The sequence below is a fragment of the Gracilibacillus kekensis genome (assembly GCF_900143085.1).
Taxonomy (GTDB): Bacteria; Bacillota; Bacilli; order Bacillales; family Amphibacillaceae; genus Gracilibacillus; species Gracilibacillus kekensis.
The window spans coordinates 1,082,065-1,101,162 of the sequence record NZ_FRCZ01000001.1 but is presented as its reverse complement, the minus strand read 5'-3'; the positions used below and the strand labels follow the sequence as shown (position 1 = coordinate 1,101,162).

Annotated in this window: 15 protein-coding genes and 1 pseudogene; 11 read left to right on the top strand and 5 right to left on the bottom strand. The window is 38.2% G+C overall.

Features of this window, described 5'->3' with window-relative positions; genetic code table 11:
- Nucleotides 1–53 precede the first annotated feature (53 nt).
- From BUC25_RS04995 to BUC25_RS04985, 3 genes are all read left to right on the top strand, one after another.
- Complete coding sequence (locus BUC25_RS04995) at nt 54–1,124, top strand: glycoside hydrolase family 76 protein (RefSeq protein WP_073200206.1); 1,071 nt, start codon at nt 54–56, stop codon at nt 1,122–1,124.
- Between the two features lie 565 nt (nt 1,125–1,689).
- Nucleotides 1,690–2,682 (top strand): Rpn family recombination-promoting nuclease/putative transposase, encoded by a 993-nt coding sequence (locus BUC25_RS04990; RefSeq protein WP_073200519.1) that lies wholly within the window; start codon nt 1,690–1,692, stop codon nt 2,680–2,682.
- A gap of 187 nt (nt 2,683–2,869) precedes the next feature.
- Entirely contained in the window at nt 2,870–5,812 is a 2,943-nt protein-coding gene (locus tag BUC25_RS04985) for a phosphatase PAP2 family protein (RefSeq protein ID WP_084543385.1), read from the top strand.
- 281 nt (nt 5,813–6,093) lie between these two features.
- Here BUC25_RS04985 and BUC25_RS04980 read toward each other — a convergent pair whose 3' ends face one another.
- On the bottom strand, nt 6,094–7,350 hold the full coding sequence (locus BUC25_RS04980; RefSeq protein WP_073200204.1) for a hemolysin family protein: 1,257 nt from the start codon (nt 7,348–7,350) through the stop codon (nt 6,094–6,096).
- 282 nt (nt 7,351–7,632) lie between these two features.
- Between BUC25_RS04980 and BUC25_RS04975 the strand changes: the two genes are divergently transcribed.
- The 3 genes from BUC25_RS04975 (at nt 7,633) to BUC25_RS04965 (ending at nt 9,869) form a co-directional block, all read left to right on the top strand.
- Nucleotides 7,633–8,511: an aldo/keto reductase gene (locus BUC25_RS04975; protein ID WP_073200203.1), complete on the top strand. Its 879-nt coding sequence runs from the start codon at nt 7,633–7,635 to the stop codon at nt 8,509–8,511.
- A 51-nt stretch (nt 8,512–8,562) separates the two neighbouring features.
- Complete coding sequence (locus tag BUC25_RS04970) at nt 8,563–9,423, top strand: DMT family transporter (RefSeq protein WP_073200200.1); 861 nt, start codon at nt 8,563–8,565, stop codon at nt 9,421–9,423.
- A 146-nt stretch (nt 9,424–9,569) separates the two neighbouring features.
- Entirely contained in the window at nt 9,570–9,869 is a 300-nt protein-coding gene (locus BUC25_RS04965) for a Dabb family protein (protein WP_170862637.1), read from the top strand.
- A 351-nt stretch (nt 9,870–10,220) separates the two neighbouring features.
- On the opposite strand, the gene sigZ is transcribed toward BUC25_RS04965, so the two are convergent.
- Entirely contained in the window at nt 10,221–10,793 is a 573-nt protein-coding gene (gene sigZ, locus BUC25_RS04955) for an RNA polymerase sigma factor SigZ (protein ID WP_073200195.1), read from the bottom strand.
- A 141-nt stretch (nt 10,794–10,934) separates the two neighbouring features.
- On the opposite strand from sigZ, the gene BUC25_RS04950 reads away from it, so the two are divergent.
- The 5 genes and pseudogenes from BUC25_RS04950 (at nt 10,935) to BUC25_RS04930 (ending at nt 15,170) form a co-directional block, all read left to right on the top strand.
- The gene (locus tag BUC25_RS04950; protein WP_073200193.1) at nt 10,935–12,191 is read left to right on the top strand and encodes an NAD(P)-binding domain-containing protein; all 1,257 of its coding nucleotides are present in this window, start codon (nt 10,935–10,937) and stop codon (nt 12,189–12,191) included.
- The gene (locus tag BUC25_RS04945; protein ID WP_342039385.1) at nt 12,172–13,422 is read left to right on the top strand and encodes an MFS transporter; all 1,251 of its coding nucleotides are present in this window, start codon (nt 12,172–12,174) and stop codon (nt 13,420–13,422) included. Before BUC25_RS04950 ends, BUC25_RS04945 begins: the two co-directional genes overlap by 20 nt.
- A 120-nt stretch (nt 13,423–13,542) precedes the next feature.
- Nucleotides 13,543–13,995: a MarR family winged helix-turn-helix transcriptional regulator gene (locus BUC25_RS04940; RefSeq protein WP_073200189.1), complete on the top strand. Its 453-nt coding sequence runs from the start codon at nt 13,543–13,545 to the stop codon at nt 13,993–13,995.
- Nucleotides 13,996–14,017: 22 nt separating this feature from the next.
- Nucleotides 14,018–14,535 (top strand): annotated as a pseudogene (paiA, locus tag BUC25_RS04935) (spermidine/spermine N(1)-acetyltransferase).
- Nucleotides 14,536–14,558: 23 nt separating this feature from the next.
- On the top strand, nt 14,559–15,170 hold the full coding sequence (locus BUC25_RS04930) for an FMN-binding negative transcriptional regulator (RefSeq protein WP_073200187.1): 612 nt from the start codon (nt 14,559–14,561) through the stop codon (nt 15,168–15,170).
- A gap of 37 nt (nt 15,171–15,207) precedes the next feature.
- Here the strand turns inward: BUC25_RS04930 and BUC25_RS04925 are convergent, their stop codons facing one another.
- From BUC25_RS04925 to BUC25_RS04915, 3 genes are read right to left on the bottom strand one after another with little or no spacing between them, the layout of a single operon-like run.
- Nucleotides 15,208–16,296: a GerAB/ArcD/ProY family transporter gene (locus tag BUC25_RS04925; protein ID WP_073200185.1), complete on the bottom strand. Its 1,089-nt coding sequence runs from the start codon at nt 16,294–16,296 to the stop codon at nt 15,208–15,210.
- 19 nt (nt 16,297–16,315) lie between these two features.
- Nucleotides 16,316–17,407: a Ger(x)C family spore germination protein gene (locus BUC25_RS04920; protein ID WP_073200183.1), complete on the bottom strand. Its 1,092-nt coding sequence runs from the start codon at nt 17,405–17,407 to the stop codon at nt 16,316–16,318.
- A gap of 29 nt (nt 17,408–17,436) precedes the next feature.
- Complete coding sequence (locus BUC25_RS04915; protein WP_073200181.1) at nt 17,437–18,951, bottom strand: spore germination protein; 1,515 nt, start codon at nt 18,949–18,951, stop codon at nt 17,437–17,439.
- Nucleotides 18,952–19,098 lie beyond the last annotated feature (147 nt).

Sequence of the window (19,098 nt, the reverse complement as noted above, 5' to 3'; positions counted from 1 at the left end):
CCGTAATTAACAATTATCTACTCGAATAAAACATAGGGTATGGGGAGGACATAATGAAGATAATAAATGACACAACAAAATGGGAAGAAAGAGCGCGGAAGGCGTTTGATAGCATGATAGAAAACTATTGGAATGATAACTTAAACATGTTTAACAATCATTATCCAAATCCGGATAACCGTTGCAACATGACTTTTCATTATTGGTGGTATGCACATGCCATCGATAGTTTAGTAGATACCTATAGTCGTACAAAGGATGAAACGATCCCATCCTACATTGAAAAGGAGTATAACGGACTTATTTTCCGTAATGGAGGTCAGCCAAGAAATCTATTATATGATGACATGGAGTGGCTCGCACTTGCATTATTGCGAGCCTACCAAGTAACGGGAAATGAAACTTACTTAACTGATGTAAAGGTTTTATGGGAAGATATCAAGACAGGTTGGAATGATCATATGGGTGGTGGGATTGCATGGCATAAAGATCAGTTGGATTATAAAAATACGCCAGCAAATGGACCAGCAATTATCTTGGCAGCTCGACTATATAATTACCTTGGAGATGAAGGAGATTTGGAATGGGCACAGAAAATATTTGCTTGGCAGGATGAATACCTAGTTGAAGCAAATACAGGATTTGTCCTGGATGGAATTAATCGACTTGGTGACGGTAAGATTGACAGTGAATGGGAATTTACGTATTGCCAAGGGGTGTATGTCGGTGGGGCAGTCGAGCTTTACCGAATTACAGGTGACAATCGATATTTAGAGAAGGCAGTGAAAACCGCCCATTCATCAATAGAAAAACTTTATGATCAGAAACATGACGTGTTAAAAAGTGAAGGTGATGGCGATGGTGGTTTATTTAAGGGTATAATGGTTCGTTATTTCACTGAGCTAATTACAATTGCGCCCGAAGAGACAAAAGCAATACGTTCTTTTTTGGAACGGAATGCTGATACACTTTGGAATCAAGGCACTAACAAAGAAAAAATGATCTTTAATCATCTCTGGAGTGAGCAGCCTGACTTACATGCAGGTGTGGATCTGAGTGTACAACTAAGTGGTGTCATGTTACTTGAAAGCTTAGCGAGGCTGGAGCAACAAAAATTGATTTAAAGGCTATGCGGTGCCTACTTCTTTTACCTCTGAGAGGACATATGACATCATCTAGCTACTTCATTGGATTTAGTCATATGAATGTAAGGTGAATGGTGGGGCCGCTATTTTTCATTCATTCTATGCAATATGAAATGCAAATAAAATATAACCCGTAGTAGACAATACGAGTTATGAAAAAGCGGTATACCTATAGGGTTTGGCGATCAAATGGGGTGATAAATCTCACCTAGTTACTTTATTGCCAAATAGGGAGGTCTATTTTCTATTGATCCACGAAACGATCAAAGCGAATAATGTAATCAAGAAGGTACCAAGTGATGAAGGAACGCAGGCTAAGACCTTTTCTATAATACTGTCTATTAATCTGCCACTAATGAAGTCTCACCCTCCATTGTAAACACTACGGACAATGCTTGCTACAGATAATGTACTCAAATCAAGGTTATCAAAGAAATATTTTTTTAAAAGTAGATGTTGAATCTAATAGGCGAGTGTTTTATAATGTAAACAGAACATACATTCGTATTAAGTCATCATTTTTCTAAGAAAGTAGTTGATAATGATGACCATTCAGAATCCACATGATAAGTTTTTTAAAGAAACTTTTTCAAATGTGGATGTATCTAAAGATTTTTTTCTCAATTATTTACCTCCGCCTATTGTTAACCTCATAGATTTAGAAAGTATTGAGCTACAGAAAGACAGCTTCATTTCAAAAGATTTACGAGAATATTTTTCCGATTTGCTTTTTCACCTGCAACTTAATGAAAACGAAGGTTATTTGTATGTATTACTGGAGCACAAAAGTTATCCCAGTAAAATGGTTGCTGTTCAATTATTACGATACTTGGTTGAAATATGGGAAGCAAAATTAAATAAGGAACATGCTCCAAAGCTGCCGATTGTGATACCTGTTGTTATTTTCCATAGTGAAAGAGAATGGGGTGCTTCCAAATCTTTAGGAGAGATGCTTCAAGGCTTTGACCAGTTGCCAGAAAATATTCAACAATATGTCCCGAATTTTGAATACATTTTAATCGATGTGTCAAACTATCGTGATGAGGAGATAAAAGGTATTGCACAACTGAAAGTAATACTTACCATTTATCGCGACTTAACAACCAAAAGTGAAAAGAATTTACGTAAAGCTTTGAAACGATCGTTATATTACCTACAGCAATTAGAAGATCAAGAAACAGCTATACAGTATTTAGAGACCTTGATACATTACATTTTTCACCTAGATCGCCAGCTTACAAAAAAAGACTTTCATGATATCATAGAATATGTAGAAGGTACTTATTTTGAAAGGAGTGAAATGGTAATGAGCTTAGCGGAATTATTTCGAGATGAAGGCAGACAACAAGGCAAATTAGAAGGCAAAACGGAAGCATTAGCTAATACCACGATTCGCTTAATCACAAAGTTCGTCGCTCCTGTACCAGAAGAACTACAACAAGCCATATACAAGCAAGACAATGAAACATTAGAATCGATCATTGATCAGATCGATGCCTTTACCACGATCGATCAAATTAAACAGTATATGAATTAAAAAGCCACGAAGTTGTTTTCGTGGCTTTTCTAGGTTTAAATCGGGACAAGGAACCTGTCCCCTTGTCCCTCAAATTTACGGAATTTTAACAGTTCTCCTAAATTTCTCTAATATACATTCTTTATAGTGTAACAAGTGTGGTTATATGTTTCAAAAATATGTAGGAGAAAAGGAGAAATAAAAAAGTATGAAATTTATGAAAAAAATATCGATACTACTATTGCTTACAGTACTGACTATATCTTCATTTGAGCTTCCTGTTTTGGCCACCAGTCAATATGCTGAGCTGGAGGAGGCCAAACCTTCAAAGCCACAAGGGACTACTGAAAAAATAAATACAAACCCTCCTGAAGTCGTGCAACCTTTACCAGCAGTGGATAATGGTGGGAATGCTAATGATTCTCACTTAAAGAATATAGCTACGACTAATCCTTTTATAAGTATTTTAGATGGTTTTGATCAAGTATGGTCTATGAATCAACCGGATTGGAGAGACGGAACAGCGTTAACTGTACCCGGTGCCAATGGTGAGGTAGCTAACTATGGTGACGGACCTACCGTTTATTTTGATGGGTATAAAAATGATGAAACAAAGATAGTTGCGGATAAAAAAACATATGCTAACGAAGAAATTAGAGATTCAGAGACTTGGATAGCTAATATAAAATATGTAGAAAAGGTTACTAAAAACAGAACGGATGAAGAAGCGTTAGCTGCCTATTATGATGATCAAAGAGATAAGGTATATAGTATGATGGATGCTTATGGACCTTTAGCTAATGATTACGTGGATATCGTTAATCCGATCACAAGTGTTGTCAGATCAGTAGACGACATGAATAAAGTATTGGAAGAAGCGACTGTTGAAGACCAAGCCCAAGGGATGGGGCAATGGGAGGAATCTGAACTTGCAGATGCGATGGATTTAGTTCATTTAATTAGATTTAGAAACCCTTCCTCATCAAATCCTTCTAAGTACTTTTTCTCTTCTCCAAGACCTTACAGAATGAATTCAAATGGCGAGGTAAAAGAAGTGGTGGATGAGAATGGTTTACCGCAATGGACCACCATCGGCAATGGTGAAAGTACAACAGAAGTATTACCTTCAGGCGGTAAAAAAGAAACGGGAGAAAGACATTACCAGCAATATGAAACGAATGTGGAAGTAATTCCTGCATTAGAATATGTAAAAAGAAAAGCAGAAGATGGGAGAGGCAAAGACGGAGCTTTTCCAAGTGGACATACAAGTGCAGCATATTTGTCAACATTTGGATTTGCATACGCAACACCGGAAAGATATGCTGAATTTTTAACAAGAGCAGCTCAAATGGGAGAAAATAGAATAATGAGCGGTATGCACTCTCCACTTGATGTTATAGGAGCTAGAATACAATCTACTGCAATGACTGCCTATGCATACAATCTTTCAGAAAACCAAGAGGTATTAAATAAGGCTTATTCAAATGCTGGAGAAGTATTCGGTGAATTAGCAGCATCAAAAGAAATGAGCTTGTACGAATATGCACATACAGTAACAGAGGATTATACGTTTGAAAGTGCGTACGATAAAGAAAAGTGGGAAGATCATGACGCAAATAAAGCATTTTACCGGGAAAAACTTACATACGGATTACCTCAAACAGGCACAAAAGGTTTGGACCCTGTAGTACCTAAAGGGGCTGAAGTTTTATTGGAAACTCGCCAGCCTTATTTGACCGATCAACAGCGTAGAGAAGTATTGTATACCACTGAAATTGAATCAGGCTACCCTGTAATAGACGAATCAAATGGTTGGGGACGAATTGATTTGGTAACAGCATCTGATGGATATGGTGCGTTTTTAAACAATGTAACAGTGGATATGGATGCTTCAAAAGGAAGATTTAATGCCCATGATTGGTGGAGAAATGATATAACGGGAAATGGTATGCTTACCAAGCAAGGGACAGGAACACTTACATTGACAGGAAATAATAGTTATTCAGGAGGGACATTGCTACAAGAAGGAACGCTAGAAGCTACTTCTGCTACTGCTTTTGGTGAAGGTGATCTTTATGTAGAAAATGGTGCGGTTTTGGTTAATGTAGATGAACCTCTGAATTTAAATGGTAACTTTACAATGGAAGCTGGGAACCTAGATATTGCATTGGATAATGACAATACTCAAGTAAATGTAGATGGCCTTGTATACCTTGATGGAGGGGATCTGAATTTGGATCTTTCTCATTATGAAATAGACAAGGAAGCAACTATTACTTTAATGACTGCTGACAAGGTGAACGGTACATTCGATAATGTAACTGCGGATGATTACGAGGTAACTGTCACTTATAATAATAATAGTGTCGTTGCAGAAATCAAAGCAGTCGATACTTCTGATCCAGTTACACCAAATCCTGAAGATCCCGAAGCACCTGTTAACCCGGAAGATCCTGAGGATCCAAAAGATCCAGAGAAACAAACTAGTGTTACCTTAACACCTGGCGTTACCAATGGTGAGGCAACGATCGAAACAGACGCACTCTATCAGCTAGCTGATCAAGGTGAATTATGGATCGATTTACGTGATCATAATGATTCTGTTAATCTAGCATTTTCTTCTGATCAAACAAAATGGCTGAAGGAACATCGAATAACGGTCATCATTCAGTTGAAAAATGTAAGCTTGCAACTGGCTGCCTCCAATTTCACTAATGCATCCGAGGTAGCAACCATCCAGTTAGATCGTTTAGCTGACATCGATCAAGCATTAAGTGTGGTCTATGACTTTGAAATCAAACAAGGCGAAACACGATTGGATACCTTCGACGAAAAAGTGACACTGACTTTTTCTGTTGATAGCGACAAAGTAAATGATAAAGATCAGGTGCAACTGTTCTATTGGAATCCAGAACTAGAAGAATGGGAAGCAATCGGCGGAGAATGGCAAGATGGAAACGTGACAGCACAAACCGATCACTTCAGCACCTATACCGTTTTTGAAAAGGAAGCGATGGAACAACAGCCTGTAACGGACAACGGACAAAAACTACCGGAAACTGCCACTACGATCTATCAGTACTTATTAGCAGGGTTATTACTCTTTTTAAGTGGCGTCTTCTTTCTCTTCATGAGAAGAAGAAAAGCGTAATCGTTGTAAGTGTTCCACTTCAAGGTTCAAGTACCACCACTGATCATGGTCTCACTTTATCTAGAGATTGGTTTGAAAATATCATATTAATTAGAGAAACCAAATCTTAAATGATTTGGTTTCTCTTTTATTAAGGTGAAATAGGTGGGTTGAATAATACGAAGTCCGCATATGCTGTCCTATCTTATATCAGACACCTTTCGTATGCTCTTTTTGTTCAACACCGTTTTCGTGGCTTTTCCAGGTTTTAAAGCGGACGAGGAACCTGTCCCCTTGTCCCCCTATGAAACAGCAGAACCGTCCCCGTGTTTCACTTTCACTTTTGATATCATTCTTCCGTCTACTTCTTCGATTTTGAAGACTAAGCCTTCGTACTCGATGGAGTCTTTGTCGCCAACTGCGGGAATACGTCCGATTTGTCCTAGGATAAATCCATTCAGTGTTTCATACTCGTCGATTGGAAGTGATACGTTAAAATAATCGACAACGTCATCCAAGTCTATACTTCCGTTAACATAGTAGGTGTTGTCATCGATTTTTGTGATATCTGTAATGATTTCATCATCTTCATCAAAGATCTCACCAACAATTTCCTCGAGTAAGTCTTCGAGGGTAACAATCCCCGCTGTTCCGCCAAATTCGTCGATGATGATGGCGATGTGAATTTTGTTTGTCTGAAAGTCTTTAAATAATTGATCCAATGTTTTAAACATCGGTGCGATATAAGGTTTTCTGCAGAAATTCATCACATTAAAATCATCAGGATTATGCGATTCATTTAGATATTGGATAAGGTCTTTGGCATGAAGTATTCCGACCACATTATCAATATTGTCTTCATATACGGGTATTCTTGAAAATTTTTCTTCATCAACCACAGCTACAACTTCTTCTAAGGTTGATTCGGTAGAAAGGGCAATAATCTCGGTTCGATGTGTCATCACTTCGCTTACCTTGACTGCCCAGCGCTTAATCGTACCTTGGATGATTTTATTCTCATCTTCTTCAAAAACGCCTTCTTTTGTCCCTACATCTGCCAACATCGCTAATTCTTCTCTACTTGTAGTTGTTTGCTCATCATCAGAGTTTTTCGATATTATTTTCGTAATGAATTCCGATACGATCACCAATGGATACGTCAAATAAATTAAGTATTGAATTATCTGCCCCGATATTAAAGCCATACTTTTCCAATATCTTGCACCAAGTGTTTTCGGGATGATTTCTGAAACGACAAGGATAAGGATCGTTAGAACAGCAGAGACTACCCCAAAATAGGCCTCGCCAAAAACTTTTGTTGCTTGTGCCCCGACACCGGAAGCACCAACTGTATGGGCGATGGTATTAAGTGTTAGAATCGCGGACAGGGGTCGATCGACATTTTCTTTCATATTAAGGAAAAGCTTGGCACGTTTATTGCCATCCTCTGCTTTCACATTCAAAAACGAAGGGGTTGTGGAAAGAAAGACCGCTTCGAGAATCGAACATAGAAAGGATATACCTAGTGCCAAGAACAAGTAAAAAAACAGAAGTATCATAAGATGGTTTAACCTCTTTCGAATTAGTAGTGATCTACTAGAATTTTTAATCGCAATACTAAATAAGTATATCAGAGTAAAATACTTATTACAGAATTGCTTCTTAATCTTTACATCAACTTATAGTGTAAAGTACCCTGCCATGTTAAAATAAAACTTTTTCAGATCGGGCGAGCAAAACGACAGATAGGCATTATTGTCGATGTTGCTCTGAAATTTTAGTAGAATAAGATATAACAAATTTGAAAGCGTTTTACATAAAATGAGCAAGGAGGAGCAATGATGCTTACAAGAAAAATTGGCAGAATGAAATACGAGGGATCTGTTGTTATGTTTGGGGCAGCAAGTTTAGGTAACGTCACACAGGAGGAAGCGAATCAGTCGATTAGACATGCTTTGGCAAATGGTGTGAATCACTTTGATGTTGCTGCAGATTATGGAGACGCAGAAGTTCGGCTTGGTCCGATTATTAGTGAAATTAGAAATGATATCTTTTTAGCAACGAAAACCGGCCAGCGTAGAAAAGATAAAGCAAAAGCAGAAATTTACCGCTCATTGGAACGTATGCAGGTGGATTCAGTTGATTTGTTGCAACTACATGCGGTTGGAACGATCGAAGAATTAGATAAATGTACGGCAAAAGGTGGCGTGCTTGAAGCAGCAATTGAAGCGAAAGAGGAAGGCGTGATAGGTGAAATTGGGATTACTGGGCATGGTCATCAAGCACCAGCGACTCATTTAGAGGCATTACGAAGGTACCCTTTCGCAACGGTTTTGTTACCACTTAATTATTATATGTATTCGATACCGGAATATCGTGCTGATTTTGACGCTTTAATGGAAGAAGCGAAAAAACAAGAAGTGGCTGTAAGAGTGATTAAAGCAATTGCAAAAAAACCATGGGATGAAGATCAACAACGAGATTATGCCACATGGTATGAACCGTTTGATCAGCAGAAAGTGATTGATGCTTGTGTACATTTTGTGCTATCTTTTCCTGGACTTTCAGGATTTGCGAGTGCAGGTGATATCCATCTGTTTCCGAAAATTGTTGATGCAGTCGAACGTTTTGGTACTATGAATGATGAGGAAGCGGAACGAGTACTTCAATCCATAAGTGGATATACAACGATCTTTGGCGCGAAAACGTCGATTGATTAATCGAATCTATAAAATTTAAGTGAGCGAACAACATGAAGGGATTTATTACAAATGGGCGTTTTTCTTCTTTTATTAAGCACATTAATGTGGAGCTTTGTCGGAATTCTTGTCAAAACGGCATCCTTTTCATTAGATAGTTACACGATTACCTTTTTGCGCTTTGGTTTAGGTGTATTATTTTTGATTTTGTTTTTAGTCGTTAATAAACGCAAGGTTCACATTTCGTGGAGATCGAAATGGATTTGGTTCGGGGCACTCGGTAAGGTGATCAATTACTTATTCGAGAATTATGGTGTCTCGGTTGGGTATGCCTATGAACAAATTTTAGTAACACCTTTTATGACGATTTTTATGTTATTATTCTCTATTTTTTATTTCAAGGAACGAGCAACAGCGCGTTCTTGGGCGGCGATTGCCTTATGTTTATCTGGTGTTTTAGTCATCACATGGAATGGGTTATCTTTTGATGAATTGTTAGAATTCGATTTAATGCTGACGCTTATCTTTGCAATTTCTGCCTTCGGTGCAAGCTTCCACTTTGCCAGCCAGAAAGTATTAGGCAAAAACATGTCATCAATTGATATGAATGTCTCGATTTTCTTATGGTGTAGTTTTTTAGCCATTATTCCTGTCCCTACGCAGTTAGAATGGTCTGGTGATTTCAGTATGATGACTGTTATTGCCTTACTTATGCTAGGCTTGATCACCGGTATTAGCTTTATTATCTATGCAAATGCCTTGAAACATGTCTCGTTCTTATTAGCGGCAATCTTAACGAACACCAGTGTGTTATTTTCGTTATTATGGGCATGGCTATTTTTTGGAGAACCAATCACTACCTATGTGATTGCAGGAGCATGTTTATTTCTGATGGGGATGAGTTTGTTGAGCTTGCCACGAGCCAAGCCGTGAAACATGTGAAACATGAAACATGGGGACGGTTCTCCTGTTTCATTGGACTCTAGGGAAAAACATAAAATACAGTGATTGGAGAAATGGAAGAGTTCATAGCTTAGCTAAATAGCATAATGTATTCAATTAAATAGGAGGTTATTAAGATGTACGAGCACTTAGTTGTTTTTAAGTTTAACGAGGAATTATCACAGAAAAAAGAACAAGAACTTATCAATCAGTTGAAATCCTTAAAGGATGTTGTACCTGGTATTATTGATTTAACTACAGGGCGTAATGTGACGGAAGAAGTAGATCGTGCAAATGGCTATTCTATAGGTTTAAGAGTTACTTTTGAATCAAAAGAAGCCCTGCAGGCATATGGTCCTCATCCTGCACATCAAAAGTTTGTTCAACAATTAGATGGTATTATTGAAGATGTGATTGTCGTTGATTATATGATCTGATCTCTAGCAAATATAAAAGAAGCAGGGGGACGGTAGCTGTTAAAAATGAAACAGCAGAACCGTCCCCATGTTTCACCCATGTTTCACTCCGTTAGCAACAGCTGCTTGTGTTTGGTGATTCCTTAGGTGTTGAGTCGCATCCGCATCCGTCGTCACCGGCTGCTTTTGCGTTTGCGTCATCGACACAGCATGCGTCTGTGTCAGATGGTGCGGGACCTCCACAACAACCTTCTGCATCGTTTGTCTGTAATGTTTTTTCCAATTCTTTACTCATATTGATTCCCTCCATTCGTCTTTGTAGGATGTTACACCCTAGAAGACGATGGATTTTAAAAAGGACGCAAGATGAAGCTAATGACATTCACATGATTTCTCTGACCCACAATTATCCTTACTATGATCAACTTTTTGATAATCGATAATATTGCCGTAACAGTCAGCTTCAATGTGACAACAAGCTGTGAGTAACTCTTTTAATTTCTGCCGACCACGTTGGACTCTCGATTTCGCTCCGGAAAAGGACATATTAAGCTGTGTGCTTAATTGTTTTTGGGTCATCCCTTCTAATTCGGTTAATTTAATGGCTTCTCTGTAGATGTCAGGTAATTGCTCGATCATCGACTTGAAACAGGAGGTTAATTCATGGGATAAGTCTTGCTCTTCCTCTTTATCGTATATTTGTAAATTTTCAGGGAGTTCAACGGTAGGCTTTTGCTTTCGATAGTAGTCAATAATCGTATGGCGGGTAATTTGGTAAATCCATGGGCGTACTTTTTGTGAATCCTTCAGTCCTGAAATATGTGCGTCTATTTTAATAAAGACATTTTGTACAATGTCATCAACGTCAGCTGGGTTGTTCACGCGTTTAGCGATAAAACCTTTTAATGGGTTGTAAAATTCCTCCCAAATATGCTCAATATTCATAAGAAGATTCCTCCATAACAGTTTTGTTATATATGACGTATCTCTTCAGATAAGGACGCAACTGGATTATCTATTGCGTCTTTTTTATTATAACACCGTCCTCTAAGACGAACACAGAATAAACGCTAGGAGGAAAATAATATGTCACGTTCATTTCCAATTGCCATTATAGGTGGTGGTCCAGTCGGCATGGCGGCTGCCGCACACTTAGTTAAGAGGAATAAAAGTTTCATTTTAATTGAAAAAGGAAAGGAGGTTGGACCCAGTCTTCTGCAATGGAAGCATGTACGTCTTTTTTCACCATGGGAATATACCATTGACCGAGTTGCGGAGGAGTTGCTTGTGTCACATGGCTGGACGTCACCGCCTAAGGAAGAACTGCCCACGGGAGGAGAAATGGTTAGGGATTACTTACAACCACTTGCGCAATTGCCAGAAATAAAGCCTCATATCATCACGGGTGGTCGTGTGGTTGCTCTGCAACGTTATGGTATTGATAAGATGAAAACAAAAGGAAGAGAAACCTTTCCATTCGAAGTGATTTATGAAAAAGATGGGGAGACTCATCAGGTATTTGCTTCAGGTGTCATAGATGCAACGGGCACATGGGAGACACCTAATCCTGCAGGTGCAAGTGGAAATATCGCGATAGGTGAAAATAATAACAAAGCGCATATCTATTATGGAATTCCAGAAGCGACAGGTGTACATCGGTCACGATATGCCGGGAAAGTCGTAGCTGTCGTCGGAAGTGGCCATTCTGCTATTAATTCATTACTAGAGCTGGATCGTTTAAAAGAGGAAGTACCGGAAACGAAAATTTTATGGGTGTTGCGTAAAAAAACAGCTAACGAAGCGTACGGTGGAGGAGAAGATGACGCGCTTCCCGCCCGAGGTGCCCTGGGTACTAAGGCGCGATTACTGGTTAAAGAAGGTCGCGTAGAAGTCCATTCCCCTTTTCGTATCGATAGAGTTAAATCAGAAGGTGACAAGCTTCAGATAAAAGGACTGACCGGCCATCAAACAGCCCAGATTGAAGGCGTAGATGAAATTATTGTTAATACCGGGGCTAGACCTGATTTCTCTTATCATCGCGAACTACGTTATCAGGCGGATCATGCTCTGGAGAGTGTACCAGCTCTGGCGGAACTGATTGATCCGAATGTCCACAGTTGTGGGACTGTTAGAGCTCACGGTGAAGCGGAGCTGAGACAGCCTGAAAAGAATTTTTATATCGTGGGGTCTAAGAGCTATGGGCGCGCACCTACCTTTTTGATGGCAACAGGATATGAGCAGGTCAGAAGTATTGCAGCGGCTTTTGCAGGTGATTGGGAAGCTTCCCTTAAAGTAGAGTTACAACTGCCAGAAACAGGAGTGTGTGGTGTCCCTGAGAGCTAGAAATGAGGAGCATCCCGTGTCAAAGACACACATTAAGCTGATTGCTTTCATAACTGCAGTGAGTTTATTGGGGGATTCCATGCTCTATGTAGTCCTCCCGATCTTCCCGGAGCTATTTGGATTGAATTCGCTTTGGGAGGTTGGTGTTTTGCTTGCAGTCAATCGATTTGTACGGATTCCCATTCATCCTTTTGTCAAAATGTTCTATCAGTATTTTACCATTCGGCAAGGCTTGTTCATTGGATTGATCTTATCGATCATTACCACACTTTCATATGGTATTTTGGAGACTTTCCTTTGGCTATTAATCTCAAGAATTGTTTGGGGAATTGCCTGGTCCTTTCTCAAGCAAGGTGGACAGTTATCTGTTGTTTATGCGGTTGGAGCATCCAATCAGCAATTAGCCTCAGGTCAATTGACTGGCATCTATAATGGTATATCAAGAACTGGCAGTTTGGCAGGTATGCTGCTCGGCGGGATTGGAGCAAGCTTGTTTGGACCTGAAACACTATTTTTTGTTTTTGCTTGCCTGGCAACCGTATTGATACCTTTTTTAGTACGTGACATGCGTAACCAACAAGATATAGCTTCTGAAAAGCCAGACAACCAAAAAGCTCCTGTTGACCAGAAGACCATAAGAAATCGTACCTTTTTATTTTTACTCACCATGGGGTTGTTATTATCTATGATATATCAAGGAGTGTTAACCTCAACATTAGGCTATTGGATCGTTTTTCAAGAAGATTTAACCACTATCTTCTTAGGTGGTTTGGGTGCAGCTGCGTGGACTGGGATATTGCAAGGTTTCAGATGGGGATTAGAACCGGTGATAGCACCCTGGATTGGGCGTAAGGCAGATAAAATAGGGTCTAAGTTGATCCTTCTAATACCAACGCTTGTAGTGGCGTCTGGTTTGTTTTTAATACTCCCTGCATTTATTCCGACGGTAGCTTGGCTGTTTGCTGTCATTATTCTATTAGTCACAGCTACTATCGTATCAACTTTGTTGGACGCTTTCGTTACAGATTACACCGTACATTTCAAAAAAAATGCAATCATCTCTCATTATTTAACAGCGTCAGATCTTGGAGCAGCATTAGGACCAGCTTTGGGCTTTCTATTGATTGAAATGGCTGGCGAATATTCTGTCGTAATTGGCGGGGCTGTGATTCTCATGTTTACGGCAGTACTGGCCAGCTGGGAACACTGGCATACGCTTAAAAACAAATGAAATGGAGCGTTATAAAGGATCAATTTTTTGATCCTTTTTTTGTTGCAAACGAAATAAAAGTAGAGTATAGTAAACATAATTGTTTTGTTGTATTTGCAACAAAATTCAGGGGAGGCCGTTATGAGTGAAATACTGCGCGAGATTGGAATGATAGCGAGGGCATTAGATTCGATCAGTAATATAGAGTTTAAAGAATATGAGCTTGCGAAGGGGCAATATTTGTACCTCGTGCGAATTTGCGAAAACCCTGGCATCATACAGGAAAAAGTAGCTGAAATGATAAAAGTAGACCGAACAACAGCAGCTCGATCAATAAAAAAGCTCGAAATCAATGGCTTTATTGAAAAGAAAGAAGATCAGCATAACAAAAAAATAAAGAAGCTTTTTCCCACAGAAAAAGGGGAAAAGGTCTATCCTTTTATAAAGAGAGAAAATGATTATTCCAATACTGTTGCATTAGAAGGATTATCCGAACAAGAAATAGAAACCGTATCAAATCTCCTTCAAAGAGTAAGAAAAAATATAGAAAAAGACTGGGAATATGTAAAAAAAGGGAACAAGAGAAATTATTGATGGTAAGGAGCGACTGGTAGAAATGACGATAAAAATAAGAAAGTGCACTCTTGAAGAGGCTATCCCACTTCAGAAAATTAGCTGTGATGTATTTAGTGAAACATTTAAGCATCAGAATTCACCTGAAAACATGGAAGCTTATTTAGATAGTGCGTTCAACTTAAAACAGTTAGAAAAAGAACTGTCCACGATTTTTTCTAATTCTTTTTTGTTTCGTATGATAATGAAATCGCTGGATATTTAAAGGTCAATACCGATGGTGCTCAGTCGGAAGATATGGGGGAAGAAGCCCTTGAAATTGAAAGAATTTATATCAGAAACAACTACCAAAAACACGGACTTGGCTCATTGCTGCTAAATAAAGCTATAGAAATTGCAATGGAATGTAATAAGAAGAAAATCTGGCTGGGGGTATGGGAAAAAAATAAGAATGCCATTGCTTTTTATAAGAAAAAGGGATTTGTCCAAACTGGAAAACACTCTTTTCATTTGGGGGATGAGGAACAAACGGATTTTATCATGACCAAAGCACTTATATAATTTTTAAAAAGAGGTGGACGATGATGTATATACCTAGACATTTTAGAATGGATGATAAGGAACTTATCTATGATTTTATTGACAAATACGGATTTGCAACTTTGTTCTCTCAGCATCAAGGGGAGCCCAATGCTACGCATCTTCCTGTGATGTTAAATAAATCAGAAAATGCTTTATACGGTCATTTTGCACGACCTAACGAACATTGGAAGGATGCTCTTAACCAACAAGTCCTGGTGGTATTTCAAGGTCCACATTGTTATATATCACCTACCTGGTACGAAACAGACAAAGCAGTACCTACCTGGAATTATGCGTCTATCCACGTATATGGAACGCTTGAGATTGTTGAAGATCGAAAGGTAATATTCGATTCTTTAAATGAACTGGTAAATAAATATGAACGCTCTGATTCTCCATACAATTTAGATGATATTCCATCTGGTTTTATCGATGGAATGATGAAAGGAATTGTAGCCTTTAGAATAGAAATTTCAAAAATTGAAGCAAAAGCGAAATTAAGCCAAAACCATACTGTTCAAAGACAAGAGTTAATTATTAAGAACCTGGAAACCTCTCCAATTCAGGATAATCTACAAGTGGCATCTCTGATGAGAAAGAATTTACAAGACTAATGGAATTACTAGCGAAACGACCTTGTTATAAATGATATCAGTTTACCTTTTTCTTAAAAATAGAAATTAAAAAAAGCAATGGAATGTAACCGAAGATAAAGGTTAGCCCGCTGTAACTAACCATTTTTTCCAACAGATAAGAATATTTTATTTCAAATAATAGACTGTTAAAAAGATAAAATACCGCAAGAAAACCAATCAATACGTATGTTGGTTTTACTTTAGGAATCGTCGATTTAATGGATCTGATAGCCGACCAGAGATAGATACAAAGCACAGGCATAACCACTAATAACCAGGTGAAAATAAAAATAAACTCAAAGCGCTCTAAAAAAGGTAGCTTAATTATTTTTATCATAGTCAGAGTGGGCCATGGTAAATGTTCTAGCTTACCTTGTGAAAAAAACAAGAAAGTGACAATCGTAATTGACACATATAGAAACGTGGAGTAAATTATTGCCAAGTGTCCCCACTTAGTTGCCTTTTTCCTATCTTTAATAAAAGGAAAATAAATAAGAGCCGTCTCGAAACCAAAAAAAAGTGGTGCGGCTTCTTTCATAGAGATATAAAAGTCGTTCATTCCAAATTGCATCAAAGGTAAAAGATAGGTCGTCTCAGCAAAATTAACTAAATAAACCAATGTTAACAACAAGAAGCTTGGTATTATTACACCCCAAAAAGCAATTGCCGTAATACTACGAAATCCTCCAGAAACAATATAAAAAACAAGAACAATTAAAAGCAGGGAGAACTCCCAGCTACGGATACCATCAAAGACCCATAACTGGAGAATGTCGATATAGGTATGAAAAACGTAGAGACTAAGCATCGCAAAATAGATCGCAATGACAACATTTAAAAAGCCACCGAAAAACTTCCCAAACACATCCGTATGGAAGGAAAGGAGGTCTCCTGCACTTGATTTTTTTAAGATAGCTAACAGCATTAAAAAAATAACATGCATGATGATTCCTATTGCAAAGATAGAAAGCCATGCATTATGGCCGGCTCCCTTAATGATATCCGATTGAAATGATAAAACCATGACCCCTGTCTGTGTGGAATGTATCAAAAAAAATAGTAAGTAAGGCGATACCATTTTATTAACTTTTACGTTGGAGTTCATAGTAATCCATCCTAATGAGTTAGCCTTCAAGGCCAGAATGTATGATCTTTAAATTGACATCGACACTTATGGGTAAGGAGGCATAATCCTTATAGAACGTTTCTTCCTCCCACGACCTGTCCTGTGATCGTACGATATTCCCAATTCCAACAGGATCCACTTCATTTTCTTGAAGGATAGCAAATAAGTCCGCCAGCCCTTTTTCTAAATCTTTTTCAACTATTTTCTCCATTTCTGAGGTATCCTTCGTTTTTTCAAGATCAAATCGATCAGGAATTTGAGTGAGGGTTACGCTTAATTGTAAATGAAGCTTTAATTGTTTCTCTTTCTGATTCCAATCCCAATTGCTTTTAGTTTTGAAGGACCGAAAAGTAATGATTTCTTTTTGCTCATCTTCACGATGTTGTATTCTATAGGTTGCCTGTGAGCTTTCACTTTTCACATATGAAAATAAAGTGGTTTGATCCGGATTTAGATGAAGTTTTAATTGATCCTCTTTAAACACTCCAATCCCATCCACCTTTACCCGGTTTTGATCATCTAAAGTTAACATCGGAACGTAAGCATCTGTTCCTTCCCCGTAAAAGTGATTTAAAAAATAGTGTAGATTTGTATAAGGCAGATACTGTCTTTCCATATTGTGTTGCAACCTTTCCGCAAGAGTCAGCGATTTTTCCTGTTTGAAGGCATTCAACGTTTCCTTGGCAGAATGTGTAGATGCGGCAATTTGAAGCTGTGTCCCGATTTGAGGGTTAATAATAAATCGGTCTATCATATGTTGAATACCTGATTCCGCATAGTTTTTACCAAAGAGCACCACCCTGATTTTAGCAAGTTCAATAGGGGTACTTGTGTGTGTTGACATCCTAGGAGCAAATAATCCCCCTGTGGGTACTTGCTCTTCTATCGATTTAATTTGGCCTCCTTCTTTACTCGAAGTATAGTCAGGGATTAACGCCGTTCCTATAAGTTCACCGTTTTCTGCTTGATCGAAGCCAAAGACATGGACAATACCAAGTTTGTCGATGATTCTTGTTCTGGAACATCCAAAAAGAACAACCATACAAACCAGTAGTAAGCACAAAACTTGTTGCTTCTTCCACTTTTTCATCTTTTACTCAGTCCTTCTCTATAGAAGAATTATTCATGATTCAACCCATCCTTTGGGTCTTTATCAGAAACAGGAGAAAATTTCTTTAAACTTAAAGGTCGTAAATACCAAGGGCGTTTATCGTGTTTTGATGTGTTAAGCGTGACAAAGGATTTCATAACACCACCTTTTCGATAGGGATAAAGCGGAAGTAATAGTGGGACCCCTAATGATTTAAGGCGGGTGAGATGAGCAATCAAAAAAAGCACACCTACATATATACCGAAGCCTCCCCATATAGCTGCAAGCAGGATAAAAGGGTACCGCAACAGTCGTACCGCATTCGACATTTTATATATCGGTGTTGTAAAGGATGACAGTGCTGCAAGTGCTACAATAATTAATAAAATACTACTGGTGAGCGCTGCTTCCACTGTTGCCTGGCCAATCACGATTCCACCAACAATCCCAAGGGTTTGTCCAATTTTTGCTGGTAGTCTGGCCCCAGCTTCTCTCAATAAGTCAATCGTAATTTCCAAAAATAAAACTTCTATTACAGGTGGAAACGGAACATTTGCCCTTGAAATGATAATAGGTCCTAATAAATCCTTTGGTATCACTTCAAAGTGAAAGGTTAAGATCGCAACATAAAAGGAAGTAGCAAATATGGAAAATATCATTCCAAAGATGCGAATTAATTTAAAGAAAGACGCCACGATGGATGGCAGATAAAAATCCTCGGGGTTTGAGAAAAATTCCATCAGGTTTACCGGTCCAATAACAGCATAAGAGGATTTATCACTAATGATAACTACTTGTCCGTTAACAAGTGACCCCACTGCCCTATCGACTCGTTCTGTTGATATAAATAAAGGAAAAGGTGTTGACGTATCATCCGATATCAGTTGCTCTAATTGTGTATTGTCAAATGAGACATCGATATCAAGCTTTTCCAACCTCTGCTTTGCAGTGTTTACGTACTCAGGATTAGTAACGCCATCTAAATAGGCAATGGTTACTTTTGTTCTTGCCCTTGTGTCAATAACAAGCTCCTCAAAAATCAGATCAGAGGTATTTAGGTGATTTCTGATTAAATGAAGATTTGTAGTAAGATCCTCAATAAAACCTACTTTTGGACCAATCACACTAAACTCATTTTGTGTATCGTTTGTTTCCCGTTGTCCCAATCGAGGGTAATTAATATCCAGGAGTGCGAATTCATTATTTTTTTCTCTAAAATAAATGACAACTGCCCCATCGTGTAACCCCTTATCCACGACAGCAAGGTCATTTGTGATGTTAATTCCTTCAATAGGAATAACTTTTTTTAATTCCGAAAGTTGTATAATCGCAGTAGTTTCTTTCTTAAGATAGGGTAAAATAGACTCTTTAAGGATGCTTGCATCGATCAGTGTTTTATAAAAACTTATTTGTAATGAATTATCTTCAAATGGCGAAATTGTGGTGAAATCACTGGACTTCTTGGCCTTTTCAAGTATGTCACTTATCGATTTTTCTACCGTTTCATAATTTTTGGTTTGTCTTTGTCTCTTTTTTCTAAACATGGCAACACCTGACCCTTTATGTCACGTATTAAAATTCATATGATAGTTAGTATTCACAACAGAAATAGAATTACACCAAAATTTTGTTAACTATCCATATAATTTTTAAGGTTTAAAATATTAGTATAAGCAAACCATAAGCCTAAA

Coding starts and splice junctions, on each gene's coding strand:
- BUC25_RS04950 (WP_073200193.1), top strand. CDS start 10,935: ATGTCACGTTCATTTCCAATTGCCATTATAGGTGGTGGTCCAGTCGGC.
- BUC25_RS04985 (WP_084543385.1), top strand. CDS start 2,870: ATGAAATTTATGAAAAAAATATCGATACTACTATTGCTTACAGTACTG.
- BUC25_RS04990 (WP_073200519.1), top strand. CDS start 1,690: ATGACCATTCAGAATCCACATGATAAGTTTTTTAAAGAAACTTTTTCA.
- BUC25_RS04920 (WP_073200183.1), bottom strand. CDS start 17,407: ATGAAAAAGTGGAAGAAGCAACAAGTTTTGTGCTTACTACTGGTTTGT.
- BUC25_RS04980 (WP_073200204.1), bottom strand. CDS start 7,350: ATGATACTTCTGTTTTTTTACTTGTTCTTGGCACTAGGTATATCCTTT.
- BUC25_RS04915 (WP_073200181.1), bottom strand. CDS start 18,951: ATGTTTAGAAAAAAGAGACAAAGACAAACCAAAAATTATGAAACGGTA.
- BUC25_RS04995 (WP_073200206.1), top strand. CDS start 54: ATGAAGATAATAAATGACACAACAAAATGGGAAGAAAGAGCGCGGAAG.
- BUC25_RS04925 (WP_073200185.1), bottom strand. CDS start 16,296: ATGAACTCCAACGTAAAAGTTAATAAAATGGTATCGCCTTACTTACTA.
- BUC25_RS04930 (WP_073200187.1), top strand. CDS start 14,559: ATGTATATACCTAGACATTTTAGAATGGATGATAAGGAACTTATCTAT.
- BUC25_RS04940 (WP_073200189.1), top strand. CDS start 13,543: ATGAGTGAAATACTGCGCGAGATTGGAATGATAGCGAGGGCATTAGAT.
- BUC25_RS04965 (WP_170862637.1), top strand. CDS start 9,570: ATGTACGAGCACTTAGTTGTTTTTAAGTTTAACGAGGAATTATCACAG.
- sigZ (WP_073200195.1), bottom strand. CDS start 10,793: ATGAATATTGAGCATATTTGGGAGGAATTTTACAACCCATTAAAAGGT.
- BUC25_RS04970 (WP_073200200.1), top strand. CDS start 8,563: ATGGGCGTTTTTCTTCTTTTATTAAGCACATTAATGTGGAGCTTTGTC.
- BUC25_RS04975 (WP_073200203.1), top strand. CDS start 7,633: ATGCTTACAAGAAAAATTGGCAGAATGAAATACGAGGGATCTGTTGTT.